Below are 22,441 nucleotides of genomic sequence, written 5' to 3' on the forward strand. Positions count from 1 at the left end.
CGCCTCAGAACAGATCGCTACGTGACTTCAGCAAATTTTCGACATCCTTATCCACCTTAATATGAATCTCATGCTCAATTTTGACATTCATATTGATGGTGATCGGCTCCTTGGACGCGGCGATTTCAATACGCGGCGTACAGCCTGCCAGCAGCAGGGTCGCCAGCGCCGCGGCGAACAGTTTTATCATTTTGGTTCCTTACATGTATCCGTACAGCGCGGGGCGGGCAGTTTTGCATTCTGCTCAAGCCATGCCTGCAAATTATCGCCGAAGCGCAAACTGCGCCACAGATCGAAAATATTCTCTTCATGGGTATAGTTTAAATGCACGGTGCTGCTTTTTCCGTCCACCCGGCTGGTGCCGCTAATCGCCGCGCTCATCGTCAGCTTGCCGAGATTATCAAGGTTGATGCGCGTCCATGATTTCGAGACTTCCATGTAGCGTAGCCAGTTAATTGCCGCGCCGGCGGAGACGTTATCGGCCACCAACGCATCGGCGGTGTCTTTATCCAGCCGCAGGGTCATCGGGCCGGGGTTGCTAAACCAGCCGTCTTTAATGATCCATTTATCGTTGTTCAGCCATAACGGTAACGCGCCGTTAAACGCGCCAGAGACCGCAAATTGTTTTACTTTGATGGCGCTTATCAACTCACTGCTGGAGATATTCTGCAGACGCAGCAGCGCCGGTTGATGCTGCGGCATCCTTAGCTGCTGCATGGACAGCTTGCCGCCAAGGATATCAACATTAACGTTGCTCAATTCCAGCGGATCCTGCTCGCTCCAGGGCCATGTTCCCTGGAGATCGGCACTCAGATTTTTGGCGGTGAACTGGTTGACGATTTCGCCAATACGCAGTGAAACCGGACGGCGGGTACCGAGCTGCCAGCTCCCGCCGCTGAAGCGGAATGGCAGAACAAAGTCGACGCCGTTGATCTGGTTGTCCGGCATCCAGGCGCTACCGCCTTTTAAGACGCCATGGCCCCCGGCCTCAAAGCCCTGCCCGGAGGCTGCGGAAAAGGCTACCTGCGCATACATATCACCTTCTCTTAGGGTCATTTTCCAGTCCGGCGGGATCAGCGGCTGGAATACGCTTAGCGCCTGTTTCGGCCACCATGCCTGGCCACGCAAGCGTTCGCCGTCCCAACGGCCGGTCAGACGAATCGGGCCGATTTTCTCCGCGTGCAATGAGCCGTTAAACAGGAACCAGGTCGGATCGCGGCCATCAATATTGAATTTGAGCGTTGACGGCGGCAGAACGCTGCCGCCGCTGAAGGTGGTTTTACCGGCATCCAGCGACAACGTACCGCTGAATTTTGGATGCTGTTCATTGCGCAGCCAGTGAATGGGTTTATCGAGGGTCAGGCGCGGCGTGCTGACCAGCATGGTGCCGTACTGTAGCTTATCGAACCCGGTCGACAGGCTGTTAAGAATAATGGCGCTATCCCGCCACTCACCGGCGCCTTTCACATCCCAGCGCGCCTGCATCGGCGAAAAGTGACCATCGCCCCAATAACGCCACGACCAGCGACCGCGGTCGGGCATAAAATTGTCGGCCTGCCCATCCAGATGCAGGGTAAAATCGCCCATTTCCTGTTCATGGGCGCGCAGTATCGCCTGCAGGCGGCCATCCACCCCCTGCTGCGTCACTTTCACCCCCGCCAACGGCAGACGGATCTCATCGATGTTCAGCGAGTCAATCACCCGCCCGCGTGAACGCAGCAGCGCGCCGGGATGGAAAGCCAGCTCTGGCGTCATCAGCGGGCCGCTGAGTTTTGCGGGCAGCACGGCATAAAAAATCATATCGTCGAGCTTGGCTTCGCCGGTCAGGCTGAGCGGCATGTCGCTGTGGTCCATGCTTAGCTTACCTGGGCCAATATTCAGCACGGCGTTGCCTTTACCCGCTTCGCCGTGCGTTAACACGTTGAGCCGGCCGCTGATTTCCATCTCCTCGGTGCCTTTCTGCCAGTCGCCAAACGATAGCGCAACCCGCCCGCTAAGCGGATAGCCGGCATACACCGTGTTCCAGCGCCCATCGCTGATGGTGATACGTTCAGGGGTGATCTCCCACGGCAGGTCGAGCATCGGCTCGACCTCACCGCGCGGCGTGACCAGCAGCTGGCCGCGGTTTTTCTGCCATTCCAGTTCCGCATCCACCAGACCCGGCGTTTGTGGGAACTCGAAGGTGCTGACCAGATGGCCATCGACCGGTAGACCATCCGGCACCAGCGGCATTTCGAATTCACCGACCAGCTTAACCGGCGCCTGATCTTCCACCAGCCGCGCGCTGAAATTGCTGACCGTTAAGGTCTGGCCGCGCAGTTTCGCCTGTAATGTGACCTCTTTGCCTGAATAACCGATATCCTGCTGCCCAGGCGTCAACGACATCACCAGTTTCCCCTGCCATTTTTCCCACGGCGACAGGCGCAGATTGTCGATAGTTAACCAACTATAAGGCAGCATCGATTGCCACTCGGCGAGGGTTCGCGGCGCGCCGGAGAGCGGCTCGCTGGCGGGGAGCTTAGCCAGGCAGGCGCTATTGATATCCAGTTCACTCAGGTGTAGCCGCCAGCGGCTGGGACGGGTAAGGCGCGCGTTGCTGACACGAGCAATTTCACAATCGCCCACCAGGTAGCGTAAATCGGGGATAATCAACGAGGAGCGCGTCAGGCGCGGACTTTCGCCAAGCGAGATACGCGTGCCGACCGGCAGCCAGATGCCCGCCAGCGTCGGAACCCAATGCGTTAATGTGGCCAGCAGGGCCAACGGCAGCAAAATTAGAGCTAATAACAGCGCAAGAGCGGCTTTATATTTACCCTTCATGGGCAGTCAAATCCTGATTCTAAGTAAAAGCCGATAGGCGCCTATTGTGGCACGTTCGACCCGCGAGTGAAAGTTAACGTCCTGATTAAGGATAGTCGCACTCATTTCTGCTGAATAACTATTTAGTCTTCGTTTAAATTGTGCCTGCGACACTTGGAAAAACAGGTAATAAGGAGCCGTTATTCCGTGGAGCTCATTATCTCGCTGATCGAACGCGCCCAGAGCCATTATTCATTGGTATTACTGATTGTTTTTCTGCTGACCTTCAGTAAATCCTGCGCCCTAATCTCTTTTGTGATCCCCGGTACCTCCGGGTTGCTGGTTCTCGGAGCCCTTGCCTCAACCAGCATCGGTCATTTCCTGTTAATGTGGCTAAGCGCCAGCCTGGGCGCAATCGGCGGATTCTGGCTCTCATGGCAAATTGGCCGTCGCTATCAGCATCATCTGCAGCGTCTGCGCTGGCTCAGCGCCGAACGCGTGCTGCGTTGCCAGCTATTCCTGCACCGTCACGGCGGTTGGGCGGTGTTCTTTAGCCGTTTTCTGTCGCCGCTGCGAGCAACGTTACCGCTAGTCACCGGCGCCAGCGGTACACCGCTATGGTGTTTCCAGGTTGCCAATGTGGCATCGGGTTTGCTCTGGCCATTTATCCTGCTGGCGCCGGGGGCATTCAGCCTCAGTTTTTGGTGAAACGTATTGTCTTTTAAAGAGATTTCTTAAGACTGAGATATGCTCTAGAATTAATATCATAACCTGATGATTAAACTAATTTTTAATATTTGTAAGATTATTTTAATTATGCTACCGTGACGGTATTATCACTAGAGGAAAGCCTTATGAAAATCGCTGTTTATAGTACCAAGCAGTACGATAAAAAGTATCTGCAGCATGTTAACGACGCATACGGCTTTGAACTGGAATTTTTTGACTTCATGCTGACCGAAAAGACCGCGAAAACGGCCAACGGTTGTGAAGCGGTATGTATCTTCGTTAACGACGACGGTAGCCGCCCGGTGCTGGAAGAGCTAAAAGCCCACGGCGTGAAATACATCGCGCTGCGCTGCGCCGGGTTTAACAACGTCGATCTTGACGCGGCTAAAGAGCTGGGCCTGCGCGTCGTGCGCGTTCCGGCCTACTCGCCGGAAGCCGTTGCTGAACACGCCATCGGTATGATGATGTCGTTGAACCGTCGCATTCACCGCGCCTATCAACGTACCCGCGATGCCAACTTCTCGCTGGAAGGGCTGACCGGCTTCACCATGTACGGTAAAACCGCAGGAGTGATCGGCACCGGTAAAATCGGCGTTGCGACGCTGCGGATCCTCAAAGGTTTCGGTATGCGTCTGCTGGCGTTTGATCCCTATCCGAGCGCGGCGGCGCTGGATCTCGGCGTTGAATATGTCGACCTGCCGACGCTGTACGCGCAGTCCGACGTCATATCCCTGCACTGCCCGCTTACCAACGATAACTATCACCTGCTCAACCAGGCGGCATTCGATCAGATGAAAGACGGCGTGATGGTCATTAATACCAGCCGCGGCGCGCTAATAGATTCACAAGCGGCTATCGACGCGCTGAAGCACCAGAAAATCGGCGCGCTGGGAATGGACGTGTATGAAAATGAACGCGATCTGTTCTTTGAAGATAAATCGAATGATGTCATCCAGGATGACGTGTTCCGCCGGCTCTCCGCCTGCCACAACGTCCTGTTTACCGGACACCAGGCATTCCTGACAGCAGAAGCGCTGATCGGTATTTCCGAGACAACGCTTGGCAATCTGCAGCAGGTAGCTAAGGGCGAAACCTGCCCGAACGCGCTGGTCTAAACTTCTTTCCCCTTTTGTGCTCCCCGCTAACGGGGGGCACATTCAGATAATCCCCACAGATCCTGCCTGCATTACAGTTAAACTGTTTTCGCTTTTATTGATATGACAAATGTTTTGGAGTACGAATGAATAAGTTTGCTGCACTGCTGGCGGCGGGCATGCTGCTCTCGGGCTGCGTATACAACAACAAAGTTTCTACCAACGCCGAACAACTACAACATCATCGTTTTGTGCTGACCAGCGTTAACGGCCAGGCGCTACCGGCAAGCCAGACGCCGCCGCCGGAAATTAGCTTCGGTGAAAAAATGTATGTATCAGGCACGATGTGCAATGGCTTCAGCGGCGAGGGCAAGCTGTCGGACGGCGAGCTAAAAGTTGAACAGCTGGCGATGACGCGTAAGCTGTGCGCGGATCCACAACGGAACGCGCTGGATAATACCCTCAGCAAAATGCTGCGCGATGGCGCGCAGGTCGATCTGACGGAGAATCAGCTCACGCTGGCGACCGCCGACCACTCGCTGGTGTATAAACTCGCCGATTTAATGTAGCGAGGCGCGTTGCGTATTAGTAGTTTCCGCAGCTTCCGCCCGCTAACGCCTGCTCGCTGCAGCGTTTACCGTTCGGTAGCGCGCACATACCAATAGCGGAGCCATCAAGCTGGCGGGCAACGGATAATGAACCGCCAACCATCGCGCAATTCGCCTGGCCGCTGTCGCTCATCGCGGCGCGCATGCCGGGCGGTACGTGTGCCGCAGTCGCTTGTTGCACCGGCTCGTTGCTACAAGCCGACAGTAATAACGCAGCACACCCCACTAAAAACGCAGCTCGCATCCTCTCCCCCTTTCAGAAACATCTTAGAATGAACAAACTCAAGAATAATAGGCAGCGCAGCGCCTGCCGTCGAGAGGCGAAATACGTATTTATGCGCCTCATTAACATTTTCTAGCAAATTTTCCGCTTAAAGCTTGATCTCGTCAGGCAAAGCGCCGCGCCAGCGCGACTTTCATCCCAGAGCGAAATATTTTCCCGACGAAAAAATCACGCTTGCAGCGACCTGGCGGCATAAGTTGAGAACGAATGATTGCGGTGCCGGGTGCCTCCCGGTGAATTAGCCAGTTCGAGCTAATTCGCGTGCTAATTTTCGCCAACAGGAGACTGAACTGAACGCTCCGCTGCAGAGGGGAATTCACCGCAGCAAATAAATAGCACGCGATTGCCGGTTGGCTAAAAGCTATTAAATTTAAAAATATATTTTGCTTTATTTAAGTGGTGCATCGCAGGTATCCAACGCCACCCACTTCGGCCCCTTTATCAGCCACATTTTTGTTTTTCCGCCAAAAAGTTGATCCAAACATAGATAAGGACATTCCCAAGGACACAAATGCGAAAATGGTCGCGGCGGGCGTTTGCTAAAATATGGAGATAACAACAGGACTCGTCGCCGTTTCACGAGTCCCTTCTTTTTGCGCAATGTAAGGGTGTCTTCTTATGATTACGATTGACGGTAATGGCGCGGTCGCTTCAGTCGCGTTTCGCACGAGTGAAGTTATCGCCATCTACCCGATTACGCCCAGTTCAACGATGGCGGAGCAGGCTGACGCCTGGTCTGGCGATGGGCTGAAAAACGTCTGGGGCGATGTCCCCCGCGTGGTCGAAATGCAGTCGGAAGCCGGGGCTATCGGCGCCGTGCACGGCGCGCTGCAGACCGGCGCCCTCTCCACTTCCTTTACGTCATCGCAGGGCCTGCTGCTGATGATCCCAACGCTGTATAAATTGGCCGGCCAGTTGATGCCATTTGTCCTGCACGTCGCCGCCCGCACCGTGGCTACCCACGCCCTGTCAATTTTCGGCGATCATTCCGACGTGATGGCCGTGCGCCAGACCGGCTGCGCGATGCTGTGCGCCAGCAGCGTCCAGGAAGCGCAAGACTTCGCGCTGATTTCCCATATCGCCACGCTGCAAAGCCGGGTGCCGTTTATCCATTTCTTTGATGGTTTCCGCACCTCGCACGAAATCAACAAAATCGCGCCGCTGGCGGATGACACCATTCGTTCCCTGCTGCCGCAGGATAAAATCGCCGAGCATCGCCAACGCGCCCTTAACCCGGAGCATCCGGTAATCCGCGGCACCTCCGCCAACCCGGACACTTATTTCCAGTCCCGTGAAGCGACCAACCCGTGGTACGACGCGGTATATGAACACGTTGAAACGGCGATGAATGATTTCGCCGCCGCCACCGGTCGCCAGTACAAACCGTTCGAATTTTACGGTCACCCGCAGGCGGAACGGGTTATTGTCATCATGGGGTCCGCTATCGGCACCTGTGAAGAGGTCGTTGATGAACTGCTGAGCCGTGGGGAAAAAGTCGGCGTGCTGAAAGTTCGCCTCTATCGCCCGTTCTCCGCCACGCATCTGCTGCAGGCATTACCGGAGAGCGCCCGCGCGGTTGCCGTACTGGATCGCACCAAAGAACCCGGCGCGCTTGCCGAACCGTTGTATCTCGACGTGATGACCGCGCTGGCGGAAGCCTTCAACCGCGGCGAGCGCGAAACGCTACCGCGTACTATCGGCGGCCGTTATGGTCTCTCGTCCAAAGAGTTTGGCCCGGAATGCGTGCTGGCTATCTTTAATGAGTTACAGGCCGCACAGCCAAAACCCCGCTTTACCGTTGGCATTTACGATGATGTGACGAACCTTTCGCTGCCGCTGGCGGAAAATACGCTACCGGCGGAAGCGAAGCTGGAAGCGCTGTTTTACGGCCTCGGTAGCGACGGTAGCGTCTCGGCGACCAAAAACAATATCAAGATTATTGGCAACTCCACGCCGTGGTTCTCACAGGGCTATTTTGTCTATGATTCGAAGAAGGCCGGCGGCCTGACCGTCTCGCACCTGCGCGTCAGCGAAAAACCCATCCGCTCGTCGTATCTGATCTCGCAGGCCGATTTCGTCGGCTGCCACCAACTGCAGTTTATCGATAAATATCAGATGGTAGAGCGGTTGAAGCCTGGCGGCATTTTCCTGCTCAATACTCCCTATAGCGCTGATGAGGTATGGTCCCGTCTGCCGCAGGAAGTACAGGCCGCGCTGAATCAAAAGCAGGCGCGCTTTTATGTCGTCAACGCGGCGAAAATCGCCCGTGAGTGCAGCCTTGGCGCGCGCATCAACACCGTTATGCAGATGGCCTTTTTCCATTTAACCCAAATCCTGCCGGGCGACAGCGCGCTGGCCGAACTACAGGGTGCGATTGCCAAAAGCTACAGCAGTAAAGGCCAGGAGCTGGTGGAACGCAACTGGCAGGCGCTGGCGCTGGCCCGCGAATCGCTGGCGGAAGTGCCGCTGCAGCCGGTTAACGCCAGCAGTCCCAACCGTCCGCCAGTGGTCTCCGATGCCGCGCCGGACTTTGTCAAAACCGTCACCGCAGCGATGCTTGCCGGTCTTGGCGATGCGCTGCCGGTCTCCGCGCTGCCGCCAGATGGTACCTGGCCCATGGGCACGACCCGTTGGGAAAAACGCAACATTGCCGAAGAGATCCCGATCTGGAAGGAAGAGCTGTGTACCCAGTGCAACCACTGCGTCGCAGCCTGTCCGCATTCGGCGATCCGCGCCAAAGTGGTCGCTCCAGAAGAGATGGAAAACGCGCCAGCCAGCCTGCACTCGCTGGATGTGAAATCCCGCGATATGCGCGGGCAGAAATACGTTCTGCAGGTCGCGCCGGAAGATTGCACCGGCTGCAACCTTTGCGTCGAAGTGTGCCCGGCGAAAGATCGCCAGAATCCGGACATCAAGGCCATCAATATGATGTCGCGCCTTGAGCATGTTGAAGAAGAGAAAGTCAATTACGACTACTTCCTCAACCTGCCGGAAATCGATCGCACCAAACTTGAGCGCATTGATATTCGCACCTCGCAGCTAATTAGCCCGCTGTTTGAATACTCTGGCGCCTGCTCGGGCTGCGGCGAAACGCCGTATATCAAACTGTTGACCCAGCTGTATGGCGATCGGATGTTGATTGCCAACGCCACCGGCTGTTCGTCCATTTACGGCGGCAACCTCCCCTCAACGCCTTATACCACTGACGCTAACGGACGTGGTCCGGCGTGGGCCAACTCGTTGTTTGAAGATAACGCCGAATTCGGCCTGGGCTTCCGCTTAACCGTCGACCAACACCGCCAGCGCGTGATGCGGTTGTTGAGCGAATTTGCCGATAAACTTCCAGCCGAATTGAACGCCGCGCTGCATACGGAAGCGTCGCCGGAAGCGCGCCGCGAACAGGTCGCCGAGCTGCGTCAGGCGCTGACGGGGGTCGAAGGGGCCGAAGAGCTGCTCACCGATGCGGATGCGTTAGTCGAGAAATCAGTCTGGCTTATCGGCGGTGATGGCTGGGCCTATGATATTGGCTTTGGCGGTCTTGACCATGTGCTGAGCCTGACCGAAAACGTCAATATCCTGGTGCTCGATACGCAATGTTACTCCAATACCGGTGGTCAGGCATCAAAGGCGACGCCACTCGGCGCAGTCACCAAGTTTGGCGAACATGGCAAACGTAAGGCGCGCAAAGATCTCGGTGTGAGCATGATGATGTACGGTCATGTCTATGTGGCGCAGATTTCGCTCGGCGCACAGCTTAACCAGACGGTGAAGGCGATTCAGGAGGCAGAAGCCTATCCGGGCCCATCGTTGATTATTGCCTATAGCCCGTGCGAGGAGCACGGCTATGACCTGGCGTTGAGCCACGACCAGATGCGCCAGCTGACGGCAACCGGCTTCTGGCCTCTGTACCGCTTCGACCCGCGTCGCGCCGATGAAGGCAAGCTGCCGCTGGCGTTGGACTCGCGCCCGCCATCAGACGCGCTGGCTGAAACGCTGCTCAACGAGCAACGCTTCCGCCGCCTGAACGCCCAGCAGCCGGAAGTCGCCGAGCAGTTGTGGAAGGACGCGGCCGCCGACCTGCAAAAACGCTATGATTTCCTGGCCCAGCTGGCAGGTAAAACGGAGAAACCGGCAACCGAAAGTTAACCCGGCGGACGAAAATCTGGCGCGATAAAAAAAGCCCGAATAGTAAAACTATTCGGGCTTGTCATTTTCCGACGAATTAATCATTCGATATGAATGAGACGGCAACAATATAAATTTTAAATGACAATAAAGGCATATAACCCAGGCAGAATACGATATTCAAACGATGATGTATAATTTTTATTTTATATGCATCCTCACAATATATTCATGCGGAAAATTATCATTACTGTATATTTATTTGCTTTAGAATTTACTTATATTGTAACAATTGATACTTATCATATCAGAATGCGCTCCTTTAGCATGGCCGTACTTCCACCCAGGAAGTTAAAACAAAAATAGTTAAAGGAATATCCAAATGAAAAGAAAAGCACTGGCATTGGTTATCCCGGCATTATTGGCTGCCGGCGCTGCTCACGCGGCAGAAATTTATAATAAAGATGGCAACAAATTAGATCTCTACGGCAAGGTAGACGGCTTACACTATTTCTCCAGCGACTCCAGCAAAGACGGCGACCAGACCTACCTGCGCTTCGGCTTTAAAGGTGAAACGCAAATTAACGATATGCTCACCGGCTACGGTCAGTGGGAATACAACGTTCAGGCTAACAATACTGAAAGCTCTGGCGATCAGGCATGGACTCGTCTGGCTTTCGCCGGGATCAAAGCGGGCGACTACGGTTCATTCGACTATGGCCGTAACTACGGCGTCCTGTACGACGTAGAAGCCTGGACCGATATGCTGCCGGAGTTCGGCGGCGACTCTTACACCTACGCTGACAACTTTATGACCGGCCGCGCCAACGGTGTCGCAACCTATCGTAACAGCGATTTCTTCGGCCTGGTTAACGGCCTGAACTTCGCCTTGCAGTATCAGGGTAAAAATGAAGATCAGTCCAGCCACGAATATAACCCTTCCGCCAGCCAGGAAGGTACCGCCAATGGCGACGGCCGCGATGTTAAAAACTCTAACGGCGATGGCTTCGGTATCTCCTCTACCTATGATTTAGGTATGGGCGTCAGCGTAGGCGCGGCCTACAGCTCTTCTGACCGTACCAACGAGCAGACCCATCAGTCTACCGCGGGCGGTGATAAAGCCGATGCCTGGACCGCAGGCGTTAAATACGATGCGAACAACATCTATCTGGCGACCATGTATTCTGAAACTCGTAACATGACGCCGTACGGCAATCAGAATGGCACCATCGCCAACAAAACCCAGAACTTTGAAGTTACTGCACAGTATCAGTTCGATTTCGGTCTGCGTCCGGCAATTTCCTACCTGCAGTCCAAAGGTAAAGATCTGGTTTACGGCGGTCAGTACTCCGATAAAGATCTGGTTAAATATATGGATGTCGGCGCGACCTATTACTTCAACCGTAATATGTCCACCTACGTTGATTACAAAATCAACCTGCTCGACGGCAATGACGACTTCTATAAAGACAACGGTATTTCTACCGACAATATCGTAGCACTGGGTCTGGTATATCAGTTCTAATGCTTGCGCCCGCCGTTTGCGGCGGGCATTTCACTTCAACCGCCAATAAAATGCCGGTTCCCGTACCAATTTGTGATTCACGCTGTAGTAGAACCTCAATCCTGATGGCATACTGTTTTGGTGGTTATTAAAACAGGAGGTTTTATGAGTAGAATGATTCTGGTACCCATCGATATTTCTGATAAAGAATTTACTCAACGTGTGATCCGCCACGTTGAATCCGAAGCACGCGTCGATGACGCGCAGGTGCATTTCCTCACCGTTATCCCTTCGCTACCCTACTACGCCTCTCTGGGTATGGCCTATACCGCTGAACTGCCGGCAATGGATGAACTGCGCGCCGAATCGGAAGCACAGTTGCGTGAACTGGCCAAAGGCTTCGCCATTCCGGAAGACAGAATGCATTTCCACGTTGCCGAAGGCTCGCCAAAAGATAAGATCCTGGCGCTGGCTAAATCGCTGCCTGCCGACCTGGTCATTATCGCCTCGCATCGCCCGGACATCACCACTTATCTGCTCGGCTCTAACGCCGCGGCGGTAGTGCGCCATGCCGAGTGCTCGGTACTGGTCGTCAGATAATCGCAAAGCCCGCCGCCCGGCGGGCTTTATTATCTTTACTCCTCGCGGATTAAAGTGCCGGAAAGATGCTGACATTGCCCCCCCGAATCCGTACCATACACGCCACGGTTTTCTATCAGACCTCACTCATTGCTACGCGCCAGCGGGAATTGCTCCAGCGACTGGCACAACGCGTGCTCTTCTGATGCCACACTATGAATTGAGCCACTATTAAATGCTGCAAAATCAAGAAATTAGTAAAAAAGAAAAATACAACATCGACAAGCTGCAGAAACGACTGCGTCGCAATGTCGGTGAGGCGATCGCCGACTTCAACATGATTGAAGATGGCGACCGTATTATGGTCTGTCTTTCCGGCGGTAAAGACAGCTATACCATGCTGGAAATTCTGCGCAGCCTGCAAAAAAGCGCGCCTATTTCTTTCTCGCTGGTGGCCGTTAACCTCGATCAGAAACAGCCGGGCTTCCCGGAACACATTCTGCCGGCGTATCTGGAACAGTTGGGCGTTGAGTATAAGATTGTCGAAGAGAACACTTACGGCATCGTTAAAGAGAAAATCCCGGAAGGCAAAACCACTTGCTCACTGTGTTCTCGTCTGCGTCGCGGCATTCTCTACCGTACGGCGACCGAACTGGGCGCGACCAAAATCGCGCTCGGCCATCACCGCGACGATATCCTGCAGACGCTGTTCCTCAACATGTTCTACGGCGGCAAAATGAAAGGTATGCCGCCGAAGCTGATGAGCGATGACGGCAAACATATCGTTATCCGCCCGCTCGCCTACTGCCGCGAAAAAGATATCGAACGCTTCTCGCAGGCCAAAGGCTTCCCGATCATTCCTTGTAACCTGTGCGGCTCCCAGCCTAACCTGCAGCGTCAGGTGATCGCCGATATGCTGCGCGATTGGGATAAACGCTATCCTGGCCGTATCGAAACCATGTTTAGCGCAATGCAGAACGTGGTGCCGTCGCACCTGAGCGACGTCAATCTGTTTGATTTTAAATCCATCACACACGGTTCTGCGGTGGTTGACGGCGGCGATCTGGCCTTTGACCGCGAAGAAATCCCGCTGCAGCCTGCGGGCTGGCAGCCGGAAGAAGAAGACGCTCAGTTAGATGAACTGCGTCTGAATGTGGTTGAAGTAAAATAACAAGCAACACGTCTCCGGCAAGCGCCGGAGACCGTCACTTGCCGCCCTTACTTCAGCAAACGTACGCGGCAGGACTTGCCTTTGATCTTGCCGTTTTGCAGCTGCTTATACGCCTTCTGCGCCACGCCCTGACGGATAGCGACATAAACATGCGCGGGATGAACATTGATCTTACCGATATCCGCGCCATCAAACCCCATATCGCCAGTTAACGCCCCCAGCACATCGCCCGGACGCATCTTCGCCTTTTTGCCGCCATCAATACACAGGGTCGCCATTTCCGCCTGCAGCGGCGCAATATGATTACCCGCCGGCGCGTTAACCCAGTTGAGTTTGATCTGCAACATTTCGGCAAGAATGTTAGCGCGCTGCGCCTCTTCCGGCGCGCAGAAACTAATCGCCAGGCCGCTTTCGCCTGCGCGCGCGGTACGCCCGATACGGTGAACGTGAACTTCAGGATCCCACGCCAGTTCAAAGTTAACCACCAGCTCCAGCGATTTGATATCCAGGCCGCGCGCCGCCACGTCAGTCGCCACCAGTACGCGCGCGCTACCGTTGGCAAAACGCACCAGCGTCTGATCGCGGTCACGCTGCTCCAGGTCGCCATGCAGCGATAGCGCGCTCTGGCCGGCAGCGTTTAATGCATCGCACACCGCCTGACAATCACGCTTAGTATTACAAAATACCACGCAGGAAGCCGGCTGATGCTGGCTGAGCAATTTTTGCAGCAGCTTGATTTTACCGCTTTGCGAAACGTCGAAGAACTGCTGTTCAATAGACGGCAGCGCATCAACGCTATCGATTTCAATCGTCTGCGGATCCCGCTGCACCCGGCCGCTGATTGCGGCAATAGCTTCCGGCCAGGTCGCGGAGAACAGTAAGGTCTGGCGCGAAGCTGGCGCATAACGAATCACTTCATCGATGGCGTCGCTAAAGCCCATATCGAGCATGCGATCGGCTTCATCCATAACCAGCGTCTGCAACGCGTCCAGCGATACGGTCCCCTTCTGCAGGTGGTCAAGCAGGCGGCCAGGCGTGGCGACAATAATATGCGGCGCATGCTGTAAGGAATCGCGCTGGGCGCCGAAAGGCTGGCCGCCGCAGAGGGTTAATACTTTAATATTTGGCAAAAAACGCGCCAGGCGACGCAGTTCGCCAGCAACCTGATCCGCCAGTTCGCGGGTCGGGCACAGCACCAGTGATTGGGTCTGGAACAGACCGGCATCAACGTGCTGTAGCAATCCCAGACCAAAGGCCGCCGTTTTACCGCTGCCGGTTTTCGCCTGTACTCGCACATCCTTTCCGCCCAGGATCGCAGGCAATGCGGCAGCCTGCACTGGCGTCATTGCGTGATATCCCAGTTCGTTAAGGTTGTTCAGTTGAGCTTCGGGCAAAAGGTTCAGTGTTGAAAAAGCGGTCACAATGTTTTCTCGCATTAAAGGGCGGACAATCTGCAGGCGCGTATCCTCGCAGATCTCCGCTCTTGATGCGACAATTTAATCGGGTCATCGTCCGGCGGCGGGTCGGGAAGCGGGTGCGGGCGAGGCCGCGGATCGGGCACCGGCACCGGGTCATTGGGCTCAGGGCCGATGGGTATCGACTGCAAGGACAGCGCCATGTTACGCATATTTTATCCCCTCTCTTTACAGGACTATTCTTTAAGCGTAGAAGTTAGCTGGCAGAGGGCAAAAAAAAAGCCGACTCAATGAAGTCGGCGTCGTACGAATCAATTGTGCTATGCAGTAATTCAAAAAAGGAAGTAAGACAATATGGAGCGCAACGCCCATCGCTTGACGTTGCATTCACCTGCGAGAGAGATATTGCCCTGAATGGGTAGATGGTTTATTGATTTCGCTCAAATATTGCCGGAGTTTCAGCGGCAAAATCGCCTGAAAAGACAATTTCTTACAACCATTTACTACGATGTAACCACCAGGTAACACCACCGATTAGAACAACTAACATTACGCAAAATATCGAAAAGCCAAGATGCCAGCTGTTGCCAGGAATACCGCCAAGGTTGACGCCAAACAGACCGGTCAGGAAGGTGCTGGGCAAAAAAACCATCGCCATCAATGACATCGTGTAAGTCCGCCGCGACAGCGACTCCTGCATGATCTGCGCGATTTCATCGCTCATGATTGCCGTGCGGGCAATGCAGCTGTCAATCTCGTCAAGACCGCGGCCAAGACGGTCGGCAATATCCTGCATCCGCCGACGGTGATCGTCACTCATCCACGGCAGACGCTCACTGGCAAGACGGGCGTAGACATCGCGCTGCGGAGCCATATAGCGGCGCATGACGATAAGCTGCTTTCGCAGTAGCGCCAGAAAACCGCGCGGCGGCACCTGTTGATCAAGCAGGTCATCTTCAAGGTCGATAATCCGGTCGTGCAGCTGTTCAATAAACTCGCTGGCGTGATCGGTCAACGCATCGCAAATTTCCACCAGCCAGCTGCCGCAATCCGTCGGCCCATTGCCTTCCTGCAGATCCCCCAGCACATCATCCAACGCCAGCACCTTACGCTGACGAGTGGAAACGATTAGCCGCTCGTCCATATACAGTCGCATCGCCACCAGTTGATCGGGGCGTTCATCGGTGCTGCCGTTGATACAACGCAAGGTAATCAGCGCGCCATCGCCGATGCGCGTCACGCGCGGGCGCGTGCTTTCACCGGCCAGCGCGTCGCGAACATTATTCGGTAACAACGGCGTAGCGGCTAACCAGTCGGCGCTATCGGTATGGGTATAATTAAGATGTAGCCAGCAGGGACTGCTCTTATCGATAATATCGTCATCAGCCAGCGGCTTTACGCCGCCCTGCCCGTCGAGCACCCATGCAAAGATGGCGTCCGGCACTTTCAGCTCCGAGCCCTTAATCGCGTCCACTGAACCTCCATTAATGCATGCCTGTAAAAAGCGTGAATAATCCATAAGGTACGCTATTCGGCTGAATTTCGCCTCCCGCAATCGTCGCAATCGCCTAACAAATACGCAGCATAGTGCGTTTGGCGACAGTTGATCATATTTGTATTACAATTACATCCGTAATTTTAATGAGGTTTTAGTATGAATATTTATCAAGCCCAGCCCCAGGATGTCGATACCATCCTGCCGCTGTATCTCGCCTATCGACGTTTCTATCAGGTCGAAGAAAATCTCGGCCAGGCGCGGGAGTTCATCCTTAAGCGCCTGCAACTGAATGAGTCGGTCATTTTCTTCGCAGAAGTGGACGGCAAAGCGGTGGGCTTTACCCAGCTCTATCCCCTGTTCTGCTCGCTGGAAATGAAGCGCATCTGGTTGCTTTACGATCTGTACGTTGATGAGTCTGCCCGCCAGCACGGCGTGGCGCAGCAGTTGATTGCCCGTGCCGAACAGCTGGCAAAAGAGAGTGATTCCGCATTTATTATGCTCAGCACGGCAACCGATAATACTAAAGCGCAGGCGTTATACGAGCGTAGCGGCTTCGTACGCGATACGGATTTTTACGTCTATAACAAAATGCTCAAGTAAGTTGTTCAGGCCGCCAGAAAGGGAGAACCCGCCATTGGCGGGTTCGTATTCGTTCGTATCAGTCGTCGGCTAATCCACTGTATTAACCTTTGCCGTCGTCTGGGCGGGCACAGGACAGGATTAGTAGCAAGAGTTCATTTTTTCTCTTCCGCATAGCGGCGGGCGTTATCGTGTAAATTAGTGCACATGGTTATTACTCCATTTTTATAAGCAGACTAAGAGCCTATCCCATTAGGGCTATTTTACTTGCCATTTTGAACCAGGGCAGCGCTCGAAATCCTCACGTACTACGTGTACGCTCCGGTTTCTGCGCGCTGTCCGTGTTCAAACTGGCTGCGCCAATTACGCTTACTGGGATAGGCTCTAATCCTAGAAGCTTCCGTCAAATTCGCCACATTTCTGGCTAAAATTTTTCCCAGCCCAGCACCGATGCCCCCAGTAATCCCCCTTCGCGACTAAATTGCCCGGCGACCAGTAGTGGCTCAGCGCTCTTCAGCAGAATCTTTGCCCGCAATGCTGTATCAAGGCGCTCCAGCAGCGTCGTTTCACCCGCCAGCCCGCCGCCTGCGACGATTTTATGCGGCCCGAGGATATTAACCGTATGAGCCAACGGTTCGCTCACCAGATCAAGCCATATTTCAAGGGTGAACGCCGCTGTCTCTTCTCCGGCCATACCCTGCTTCACGATCACGACACTGCTTAACGCCTGACCGCTGAGCAGTTGATGCAGCCGCTGCATCCCTTTTGCACCGCCGAGCGTATCGAGGCAGCCCTGCTGTCCGCAGCCGCAGGCCAGCCGCGGCAACTCAATTCCCCGCAGCTGAGTGCGCGTAATGGGTCCGTGCCCCCACTCGGCGCCGATCCCCTGATTGCCGTAGAGAATGTTGCCGTTGATGGCAATCCCCCCGCCGATCCCGCTGCCGAGTATCACCCCCAACACCACCGGCAGATCTTTTGCCGCGCCGAAACGCGCCTCGGCTAAGGTAAAACAGTCAGCATCGTTAGCCATCGCCACCGGGCGCCCGAGCTCAACCTGCAGCGAACGGGTTATATCGATACCGGCGAACGGCGGAATGTTGCTCGACAGAATACGATCGTTGGCAACATCTACCACGCCGGCGCAGGAGAGCGCCAGTGGACTCTGTTCGCTAATCGCATCGCCATATTGCGCGATAATCTCCTGCACAGCGTAGACGAAGGCGGGCCAGGAGCTTAGCGGCATCGCCCGCTGGCGCGGCATAACAAGTTGCCCCGGCGCTGGAGAAACCGCGCTTTTAATAAAGGAGCCGCCAATATCCAGACACAGCACGCTGTTACTCATAGGCGCGAATCCATTAAATCACGCAGGCCATCGCCCAGCAGGTTGAAGCCTAATACCGAAAAGACAATAGCCAGCCCCGGCCATAGCGAAATCCCCAGGCTGATACCCAGGAAGTTACGCCCATCGCTCATCATTGTCCCCCACTCCGGCATCGGCGGTTGCACGCCCATGCCGAGGAAGGAGAGCGAAGCGGCGGCAAGGATCACCGAGCCGCCGGTCAATGTCGCCTGCACGGTAATCGGCCCCAGGGTATTTCGCAGGATGTAGTGGATTATCTGTCGGCGATAGCCAATTCCCAGCGCCCGTGCCGCTTCCATGTACTCCATATTCTTGATGCCCAACGTCAAGTTACGGCTGAGGCGCGCGTAAACCGGCACCGAGAAGATGGCGATCGCCAACAGCATATTCATCAACCCTGCGCCGAGGACGCTGACCAGCAGGATCGCCAGCACGATGCCGGGAAAAGCGAAAATGACATCCATCACCCACATAATCAGGTGGTCGACACTTTTACCACACAGGGCGGCGATAATACCCAGAGGTAGCCCCATCAGTAGCGACAGCGCCACGCTGACCACCACTTCAATCAGCGAGATCCTGGCGCCGTAAATGGTGCGGGAAAAGATATCGCGGCCATAGTCATCGGTGCCCAGCCAGTGGTCGGCCGACGGTGCGGAGAGAATATTCAGTAGGTCCTGCGCATAGGGATCGTAGTGGCTTAACCACGGCGCGAAGAGAGCACATACCACGATTAAGGCGACGATGATGCCGCCGAGGGTCAGAGAGGGATGCTCCATCCCCCAGCGCAGGCCGCTGAGCACACCGCTGCGCGATTTGGCGAGTGAAATTTCCGACATATCAGTCAAACCTTATTTTCGGGTTGATTCTGGCGATAATCATCTCGCCAACCAGGTTCATCACCACCACGCTTGCCACCGTAATCATCGTCACTCCCTGAATAACGGGATAATCGCGATAGCGTACCGAATCCACCAGATAGCGGCCTATCCCAGGCCAGTTAAACACCGACTCGGTCACCACCGCGCCGCCGATCAGGCTGCCGAAGTTCAGTGCGATAATCGTCACGATGGGGATCAGCGCATTGCGCAGCGCATGCTTGAAATAGACCTGAAACGGCGCCAGCCCTTTGGCCCGCGCGGTGCGGATGTAATCCTCGCCTAACACATCAACCATACTGGAGCGGGTCATCCGCGACATCACCGCCATCGGGAAAATCCCCAGACAGACCGACGGCAGGATATAGCTTTTCCAGCCTTCGGCGCCCAGTAGCGGCAGCCAGCCCAGCTTCACCGAAAAGGTATCCATGGCGATCAGCGCCAGCCAGAAATTGGCTATCGACGCGCCGGCAATCGCTACCAGCATCAGCACATGGTCGGCTACATGGTTGCGGTAAATCGCCGCGCACATCCCCATGGGAATACCGAGGATCACCGCCATCATCCACGCCAGCAGCGCCAGGCCTAAAGTATAAGGAACCCGTTCGCTCATTTCGGCGGAGACCGGCTGACCGGACTTCAGCGAAGTGCCAAAATCCCCCTTCAGCATTCCGCTAACGAAATGGCCATACTGCACCGCCAGCGGATCGTCCAGACCGAGGCGCGCATGCATACGGCTGACATCATCCTGGGTGGCCTGCGGCCCGGCCATCAGGCGGGCCGGGTCACCGGGGAGCATTCTGATCGCCATAAAGACAATCAGCGATGCCCCCAGCAGGATCAGCGGCAAAGAAAGCAGTTTTTTAATCACATAAGCTTTCATAACAACTCCACCCTGACCTCGACGTTATGGCTTTTGCGCTTCGGTAACGATAATTTCGCCGCCCGGCTCCATCCGCACGCCTTTAATGGTGGCGCGGGTGGCGTACAGATCGTCCTGGAAGTAGAGCATCACATGCGGTGCGTCGTGCATAATGGCCTTTTGCGCCGCCACATATTCGGCAATACGCGCGTTGTCATCCATGGTGGTCGCCGCTTTGTCTAACAGCTCATCCACCTGCGGGTTGCGGTAGAAGCCAAGGTTAGCCCCGGCCGGCGCGGCGCTCTGTGAGTAGTACAGCGGGCGCAGCTGCAAATCAGCCCCATTAAGGCCGGAGGACCAGGAGGCCAGCACCGCATCGGTACGGTTGGCCAACTTTTCCGCCGCCGGCGCAAACGCCGCTTTGCTCCAGACGCCGCTCTCCATCTGCTGGATATTGAGCTTCACGCCAACTTTGCCCCACATCGCCTGCAGGATTTGCGCGGTACGCGCATCCGGTCCCTGTACGGCGATGTTCATCTCAAAGCCCTGCGGGTAACCGGCCTCTTTTAATAGCGCTTTCGCTTTATCGAGATCCCACGGATAGTCGTTGAGGGTTTTATCATATCCTTCGTTCACCGGCGCCAGCGGCGAGTTGGCGGCAGAAGCAAAGCCAAACATCACCGCCTTCAGCAGCGCTTCTTTGTCGGTCGCCAGGTTCAGGGCCTGACGCACGCGGACATCGTTCAGCGGTTTTTGCTCAACGTTGAGCGCCACCCAGAATACCGACGCCCCCTGCCCCTGCTCCAGTTTCACCTGCGGGTTGCTTTTCAACTGCCGACCAAACTGCGGCGGTACCGGGTTAATCACATCGACCTGGCCGGAAAGCAGCGCCATGTTCATTACCGACGGCTCCGAGCTCCAGGTCCACTTAATCTCATCCGGGCCGTGATTCTCGCCCCAGTATTTCGGGTTTTTCTTCTCCAGCACATATTCACCGGTTTTATACTCCTGCAGCATGTACGGGCCGGTACCGTCCGCTTTACGGCCAATGGTGCCGGCTTTCGCTGCCGCCGGGCTCACCATCTTCGCCGAGCCGCCGGTCAACAGATTGAGGAAAGAGGGATAGACCTTTTTCAGCGTAATCTCGACGTTGTTATCATCGAGCTTCTTCACGGAAGCGATAACGTTGCGCATCCGCGAACTCGCGGCCAGACCGCCTTTCGGGTCGATATGTCGTTCGATATTGGCCACCACCGCATCGGCATTGAACGGCGAGCCGTCATGGAAAGTCACGTTTTTACGCAGGGTAAACGTCCAGACTTTACCGTCATCGCTAACCTTCCAGGCAGTGGCCAGCGCGGGCGCTATCTTGAAATCCGGCGATAAATCTACCAGTCCTTCGTACATTGGTTTTAATACAGTATCGGTAAAGGTCGCGGTTTGATCGCCCGGGTCCATGCTGCGCGGAGGTTCGTTTTGCATCACGTTCAGCGTCGCCGCCTGCAGCGCCGTCGCCCCGCCAGTCGCCAGTAAGCCTGCCAGAATGGCAAGTCGATATTTATTCATAATTGCCTTCATCCGTTAACCCCTACCTGTCTGTTATGTCGCCAGTTGTGGCTTTTATGTTGCGATTAGGTTTTCTTTTTACCTAAAACAGAGTCCCATAAATGTGATATTAGCCATGAATAACGCTTAATTAGGTAATAAATTTAACTTATATGTGATTGTTTAGTTATTTTTGAAAATAAACTGGTTGCTAAAGCGCCAGCCCGCGATTATGTTCAGAAAAAAGCGTTATGGCTGAGTAACTATGCTGAACAAACTCCACCAACAATTGATTCATTTGGTCAGTAGCGAGGAAGGCGCCAGCCGCGCTGACCTCGCCCGCCTGACGGGTATGAGTAAAGCGGCCATTGGTGCGCTGGTAAAAGAGATGCTGGCTGATGGTCTGCTACAGGAGAGCGATATGGCCGCTTCCGGCGGTCAGGGACGCCCCTCCGTCACCCTGTCCCTGGCGCCGGACGCTGCTTACGCCATCGGCATCTCACTGATTGATAATCAGCTTGTGTTGGTGCTGATGAATGCCAGCGGCGAGAAAATCGCCGAGCGCCTGCTCACGCCACAGCTTGAAATCCCCGACGTAATCCAGCAACTGGCGGGTGAAATCCGCAGTTTATTAAAGGATACGCTCATCGAGCGCCAACGGCTGGTCGGCATCGGTTTTGCCCTGTCTGCCTTTGTGGACGCCGCGCAAGCGGTCTGCGTACAGTCGGCGCTGCTGGGCTGGCATCAGGTGCCGCTAGCTGAATTGTTAAGCCACGCGACCGGCGGGATCCCGGTATTTATTGAAAACGACACCCGGGCACTGGCGAACTGGGAGAAAACGTTTGGTCATCTGCGCAAGCTGGAGAGCGCAGTGGTGATTTCCCACGGCAGCGGCATCGGCAGCGCGGCGGTCATCTATGACCGAATCTGGCGCGGCGCCCACGGCGGCGCAGGCGAAATAGCCCATTGCACCATTGTGCCTGCAGGCACGCCTTGTCGCTGCGGGAAGCGCGGCTGTCTCGACACCATTGCGTCTCTCACCGCTATCTTTGAACAGGCGCGCATGGCCGGTATCAACACCGACCAACTGGATGAACTGGAGGCCATGGCGCGCAAGGGCCACACTGCCGCCATCCAGATCTTGCATCGGGCCGGTGACGCCTTAGGGTTGGCTATTTCACATCAGATCCAGACCCACGATCCGGCGGCGATCATGCTTGCCCATCAGCCGGAAAGCTTTAACGGTTTACTGAATACCGTGATGCAACAAGCTATAGAAACCAACCTGCTGCCGGGGATGGCGGGAAACACACCGCTTATCTATCGCCCGCTGACGCAGGACAGTTGGGCGCTCGCCGCGGCGAGCGTCGCGCTGACTCACGTTCTCTTCCCAGCCTAATTTCGAGGTCCCT

19 protein-coding genes are annotated in these 22,441 nt (G+C 55.3%); 9 read left to right on the top strand and 10 right to left on the bottom strand.

The features are described 5' to 3' along the window. Positions 1-4: 4 nt before the first annotated feature. Positions 5-190 carry a YnbE family lipoprotein gene (locus ABLV08_RS02765; RefSeq protein WP_015366326.1) on the bottom strand — a complete coding sequence of 62 codons (186 nt, stop codon included), beginning with the start codon at positions 188-190 and terminating at the stop codon, positions 5-7. Then, a complete protein-coding gene (locus tag ABLV08_RS02770; RefSeq protein WP_032711776.1) occupies positions 187-2,820 on the bottom strand; it encodes a YdbH family protein in 2,634 nt (877 codons plus the stop codon). The genes ABLV08_RS02765 and ABLV08_RS02770 overlap by 4 nt, the downstream gene beginning before the upstream one ends. 186 nt (positions 2,821-3,006) lie before the next feature. Here ABLV08_RS02770 and ABLV08_RS02775 point away from each other — a divergent pair, with 186 nt between their 5' ends. From ABLV08_RS02775 to hslJ, 3 genes are all read left to right on the top strand, one after another. After that, entirely contained in the window at positions 3,007-3,507 is a 501-nt protein-coding gene (locus ABLV08_RS02775; protein ID WP_348855532.1) for a DedA family protein, read from the top strand. 146 nt (positions 3,508-3,653) lie between these two features. Further along, positions 3,654-4,643 (top strand): 2-hydroxyacid dehydrogenase, encoded by a 990-nt coding sequence (locus ABLV08_RS02780; protein ID WP_141238672.1) that lies wholly within the window; start codon positions 3,654-3,656, stop codon positions 4,641-4,643. A 125-nt stretch (positions 4,644-4,768) separates the two neighbouring features. Next, positions 4,769-5,191 (top strand): heat shock protein HslJ, encoded by a 423-nt coding sequence (gene hslJ / locus ABLV08_RS02785; protein ID WP_348855533.1) that lies wholly within the window; start codon positions 4,769-4,771, stop codon positions 5,189-5,191. A 16-nt stretch (positions 5,192-5,207) separates the two neighbouring features. Here the strand turns inward: hslJ and ABLV08_RS02790 are convergent, their stop codons facing one another. After that, positions 5,208-5,474 (bottom strand): DUF333 domain-containing protein, encoded by a 267-nt coding sequence (locus tag ABLV08_RS02790; protein WP_032711780.1) that lies wholly within the window; start codon positions 5,472-5,474, stop codon positions 5,208-5,210. A 657-nt stretch (positions 5,475-6,131) separates the two neighbouring features. On the opposite strand from ABLV08_RS02790, the gene nifJ reads away from it, so the two are divergent. From nifJ to ttcA, 4 genes are all read left to right on the top strand, one after another. Next, a complete protein-coding gene (gene nifJ / locus ABLV08_RS02795; RefSeq protein ID WP_348855534.1) occupies positions 6,132-9,659 on the top strand; it encodes a pyruvate:ferredoxin (flavodoxin) oxidoreductase in 3,528 nt (1,175 codons plus the stop codon). A 361-nt stretch (positions 9,660-10,020) separates the two neighbouring features. Beyond that, positions 10,021-11,163, top strand: a complete 1,143-nt coding sequence (ompC, locus tag ABLV08_RS02800) for a porin OmpC (RefSeq protein ID WP_045382750.1) — start codon at positions 10,021-10,023, stop codon at positions 11,161-11,163. Between the two features lie 144 nt (positions 11,164-11,307). Then, entirely contained in the window at positions 11,308-11,742 is a 435-nt protein-coding gene (gene uspF, locus ABLV08_RS02805; protein WP_015366316.1) for a universal stress protein UspF, read from the top strand. Between the two features lie 214 nt (positions 11,743-11,956). Further along, on the top strand, positions 11,957-12,892 hold the full coding sequence (gene ttcA, locus ABLV08_RS02810; RefSeq protein WP_015366315.1) for a tRNA 2-thiocytidine(32) synthetase TtcA: 936 nt from the start codon (positions 11,957-11,959) through the stop codon (positions 12,890-12,892). 47 nt (positions 12,893-12,939) lie between these two features. Here ttcA and dbpA read toward each other — a convergent pair whose 3' ends face one another. The 3 genes from dbpA to zntB all read right to left on the bottom strand — a co-directional run bounded on the left by dbpA (position 12,940) and on the right by zntB (position 15,781). Then, a complete protein-coding gene (gene dbpA, locus ABLV08_RS02815; protein WP_032712634.1) occupies positions 12,940-14,313 on the bottom strand; it encodes an ATP-dependent RNA helicase DbpA in 1,374 nt (457 codons plus the stop codon). Between the two features lie 14 nt (positions 14,314-14,327). Beyond that, entirely contained in the window at positions 14,328-14,510 is a 183-nt protein-coding gene (locus ABLV08_RS02820) for a hypothetical protein (protein WP_071596126.1), read from the bottom strand. A 287-nt stretch (positions 14,511-14,797) separates the two neighbouring features. Continuing rightward, the gene (zntB, locus tag ABLV08_RS02825; RefSeq protein WP_015366313.1) at positions 14,798-15,781 is read right to left on the bottom strand and encodes a zinc transporter ZntB; all 984 of its coding nucleotides are present in this window, start codon (positions 15,779-15,781) and stop codon (positions 14,798-14,800) included. Between the two features lie 180 nt (positions 15,782-15,961). On the opposite strand from zntB, the gene ABLV08_RS02830 reads away from it, so the two are divergent. Beyond that, the gene (locus tag ABLV08_RS02830) at positions 15,962-16,405 is read left to right on the top strand and encodes a GNAT family N-acetyltransferase (RefSeq protein WP_015705626.1); all 444 of its coding nucleotides are present in this window, start codon (positions 15,962-15,964) and stop codon (positions 16,403-16,405) included. A 403-nt stretch (positions 16,406-16,808) separates the two neighbouring features. Here ABLV08_RS02830 and ABLV08_RS02835 read toward each other — a convergent pair whose 3' ends face one another. Genes ABLV08_RS02835 through ABLV08_RS02850 form a run of 4 tightly spaced genes read right to left on the bottom strand, consistent with a single transcriptional unit; the run spans position 16,809 to position 21,062 of the window. Beyond that, positions 16,809-17,726, bottom strand: coding sequence for an ROK family protein (locus ABLV08_RS02835; RefSeq protein ID WP_348855536.1), 918 nt, complete (start codon positions 17,724-17,726; stop codon positions 16,809-16,811). Further along, a complete protein-coding gene (locus ABLV08_RS02840; protein ID WP_015366311.1) occupies positions 17,723-18,583 on the bottom strand; it encodes an ABC transporter permease in 861 nt (286 codons plus the stop codon). Before ABLV08_RS02840 ends, ABLV08_RS02835 begins: the two co-directional genes overlap by 4 nt. A 1-nt stretch (position 18,584) precedes the next feature. After that, positions 18,585-19,505, bottom strand: coding sequence for an ABC transporter permease (locus ABLV08_RS02845; protein ID WP_049053387.1), 921 nt, complete (start codon positions 19,503-19,505; stop codon positions 18,585-18,587). Between the two features lie 24 nt (positions 19,506-19,529). Then, positions 19,530-21,062 (bottom strand): ABC transporter substrate-binding protein, encoded by a 1,533-nt coding sequence (locus ABLV08_RS02850; RefSeq protein ID WP_348855537.1) that lies wholly within the window; start codon positions 21,060-21,062, stop codon positions 19,530-19,532. Between the two features lie 232 nt (positions 21,063-21,294). On the opposite strand from ABLV08_RS02850, the gene ABLV08_RS02855 reads away from it, so the two are divergent. Beyond that, positions 21,295-22,428, top strand: coding sequence for an ROK family transcriptional regulator (locus ABLV08_RS02855; protein ID WP_047054854.1), 1,134 nt, complete (start codon positions 21,295-21,297; stop codon positions 22,426-22,428). Positions 22,429-22,441: the final 13 nt, after the last annotated feature.

The organism is Klebsiella sp. CN_Kp088 (assembly GCF_040064335.1).
Taxonomy (GTDB): Bacteria; Pseudomonadota; Gammaproteobacteria; order Enterobacterales; family Enterobacteriaceae; genus Klebsiella; species Klebsiella aerogenes.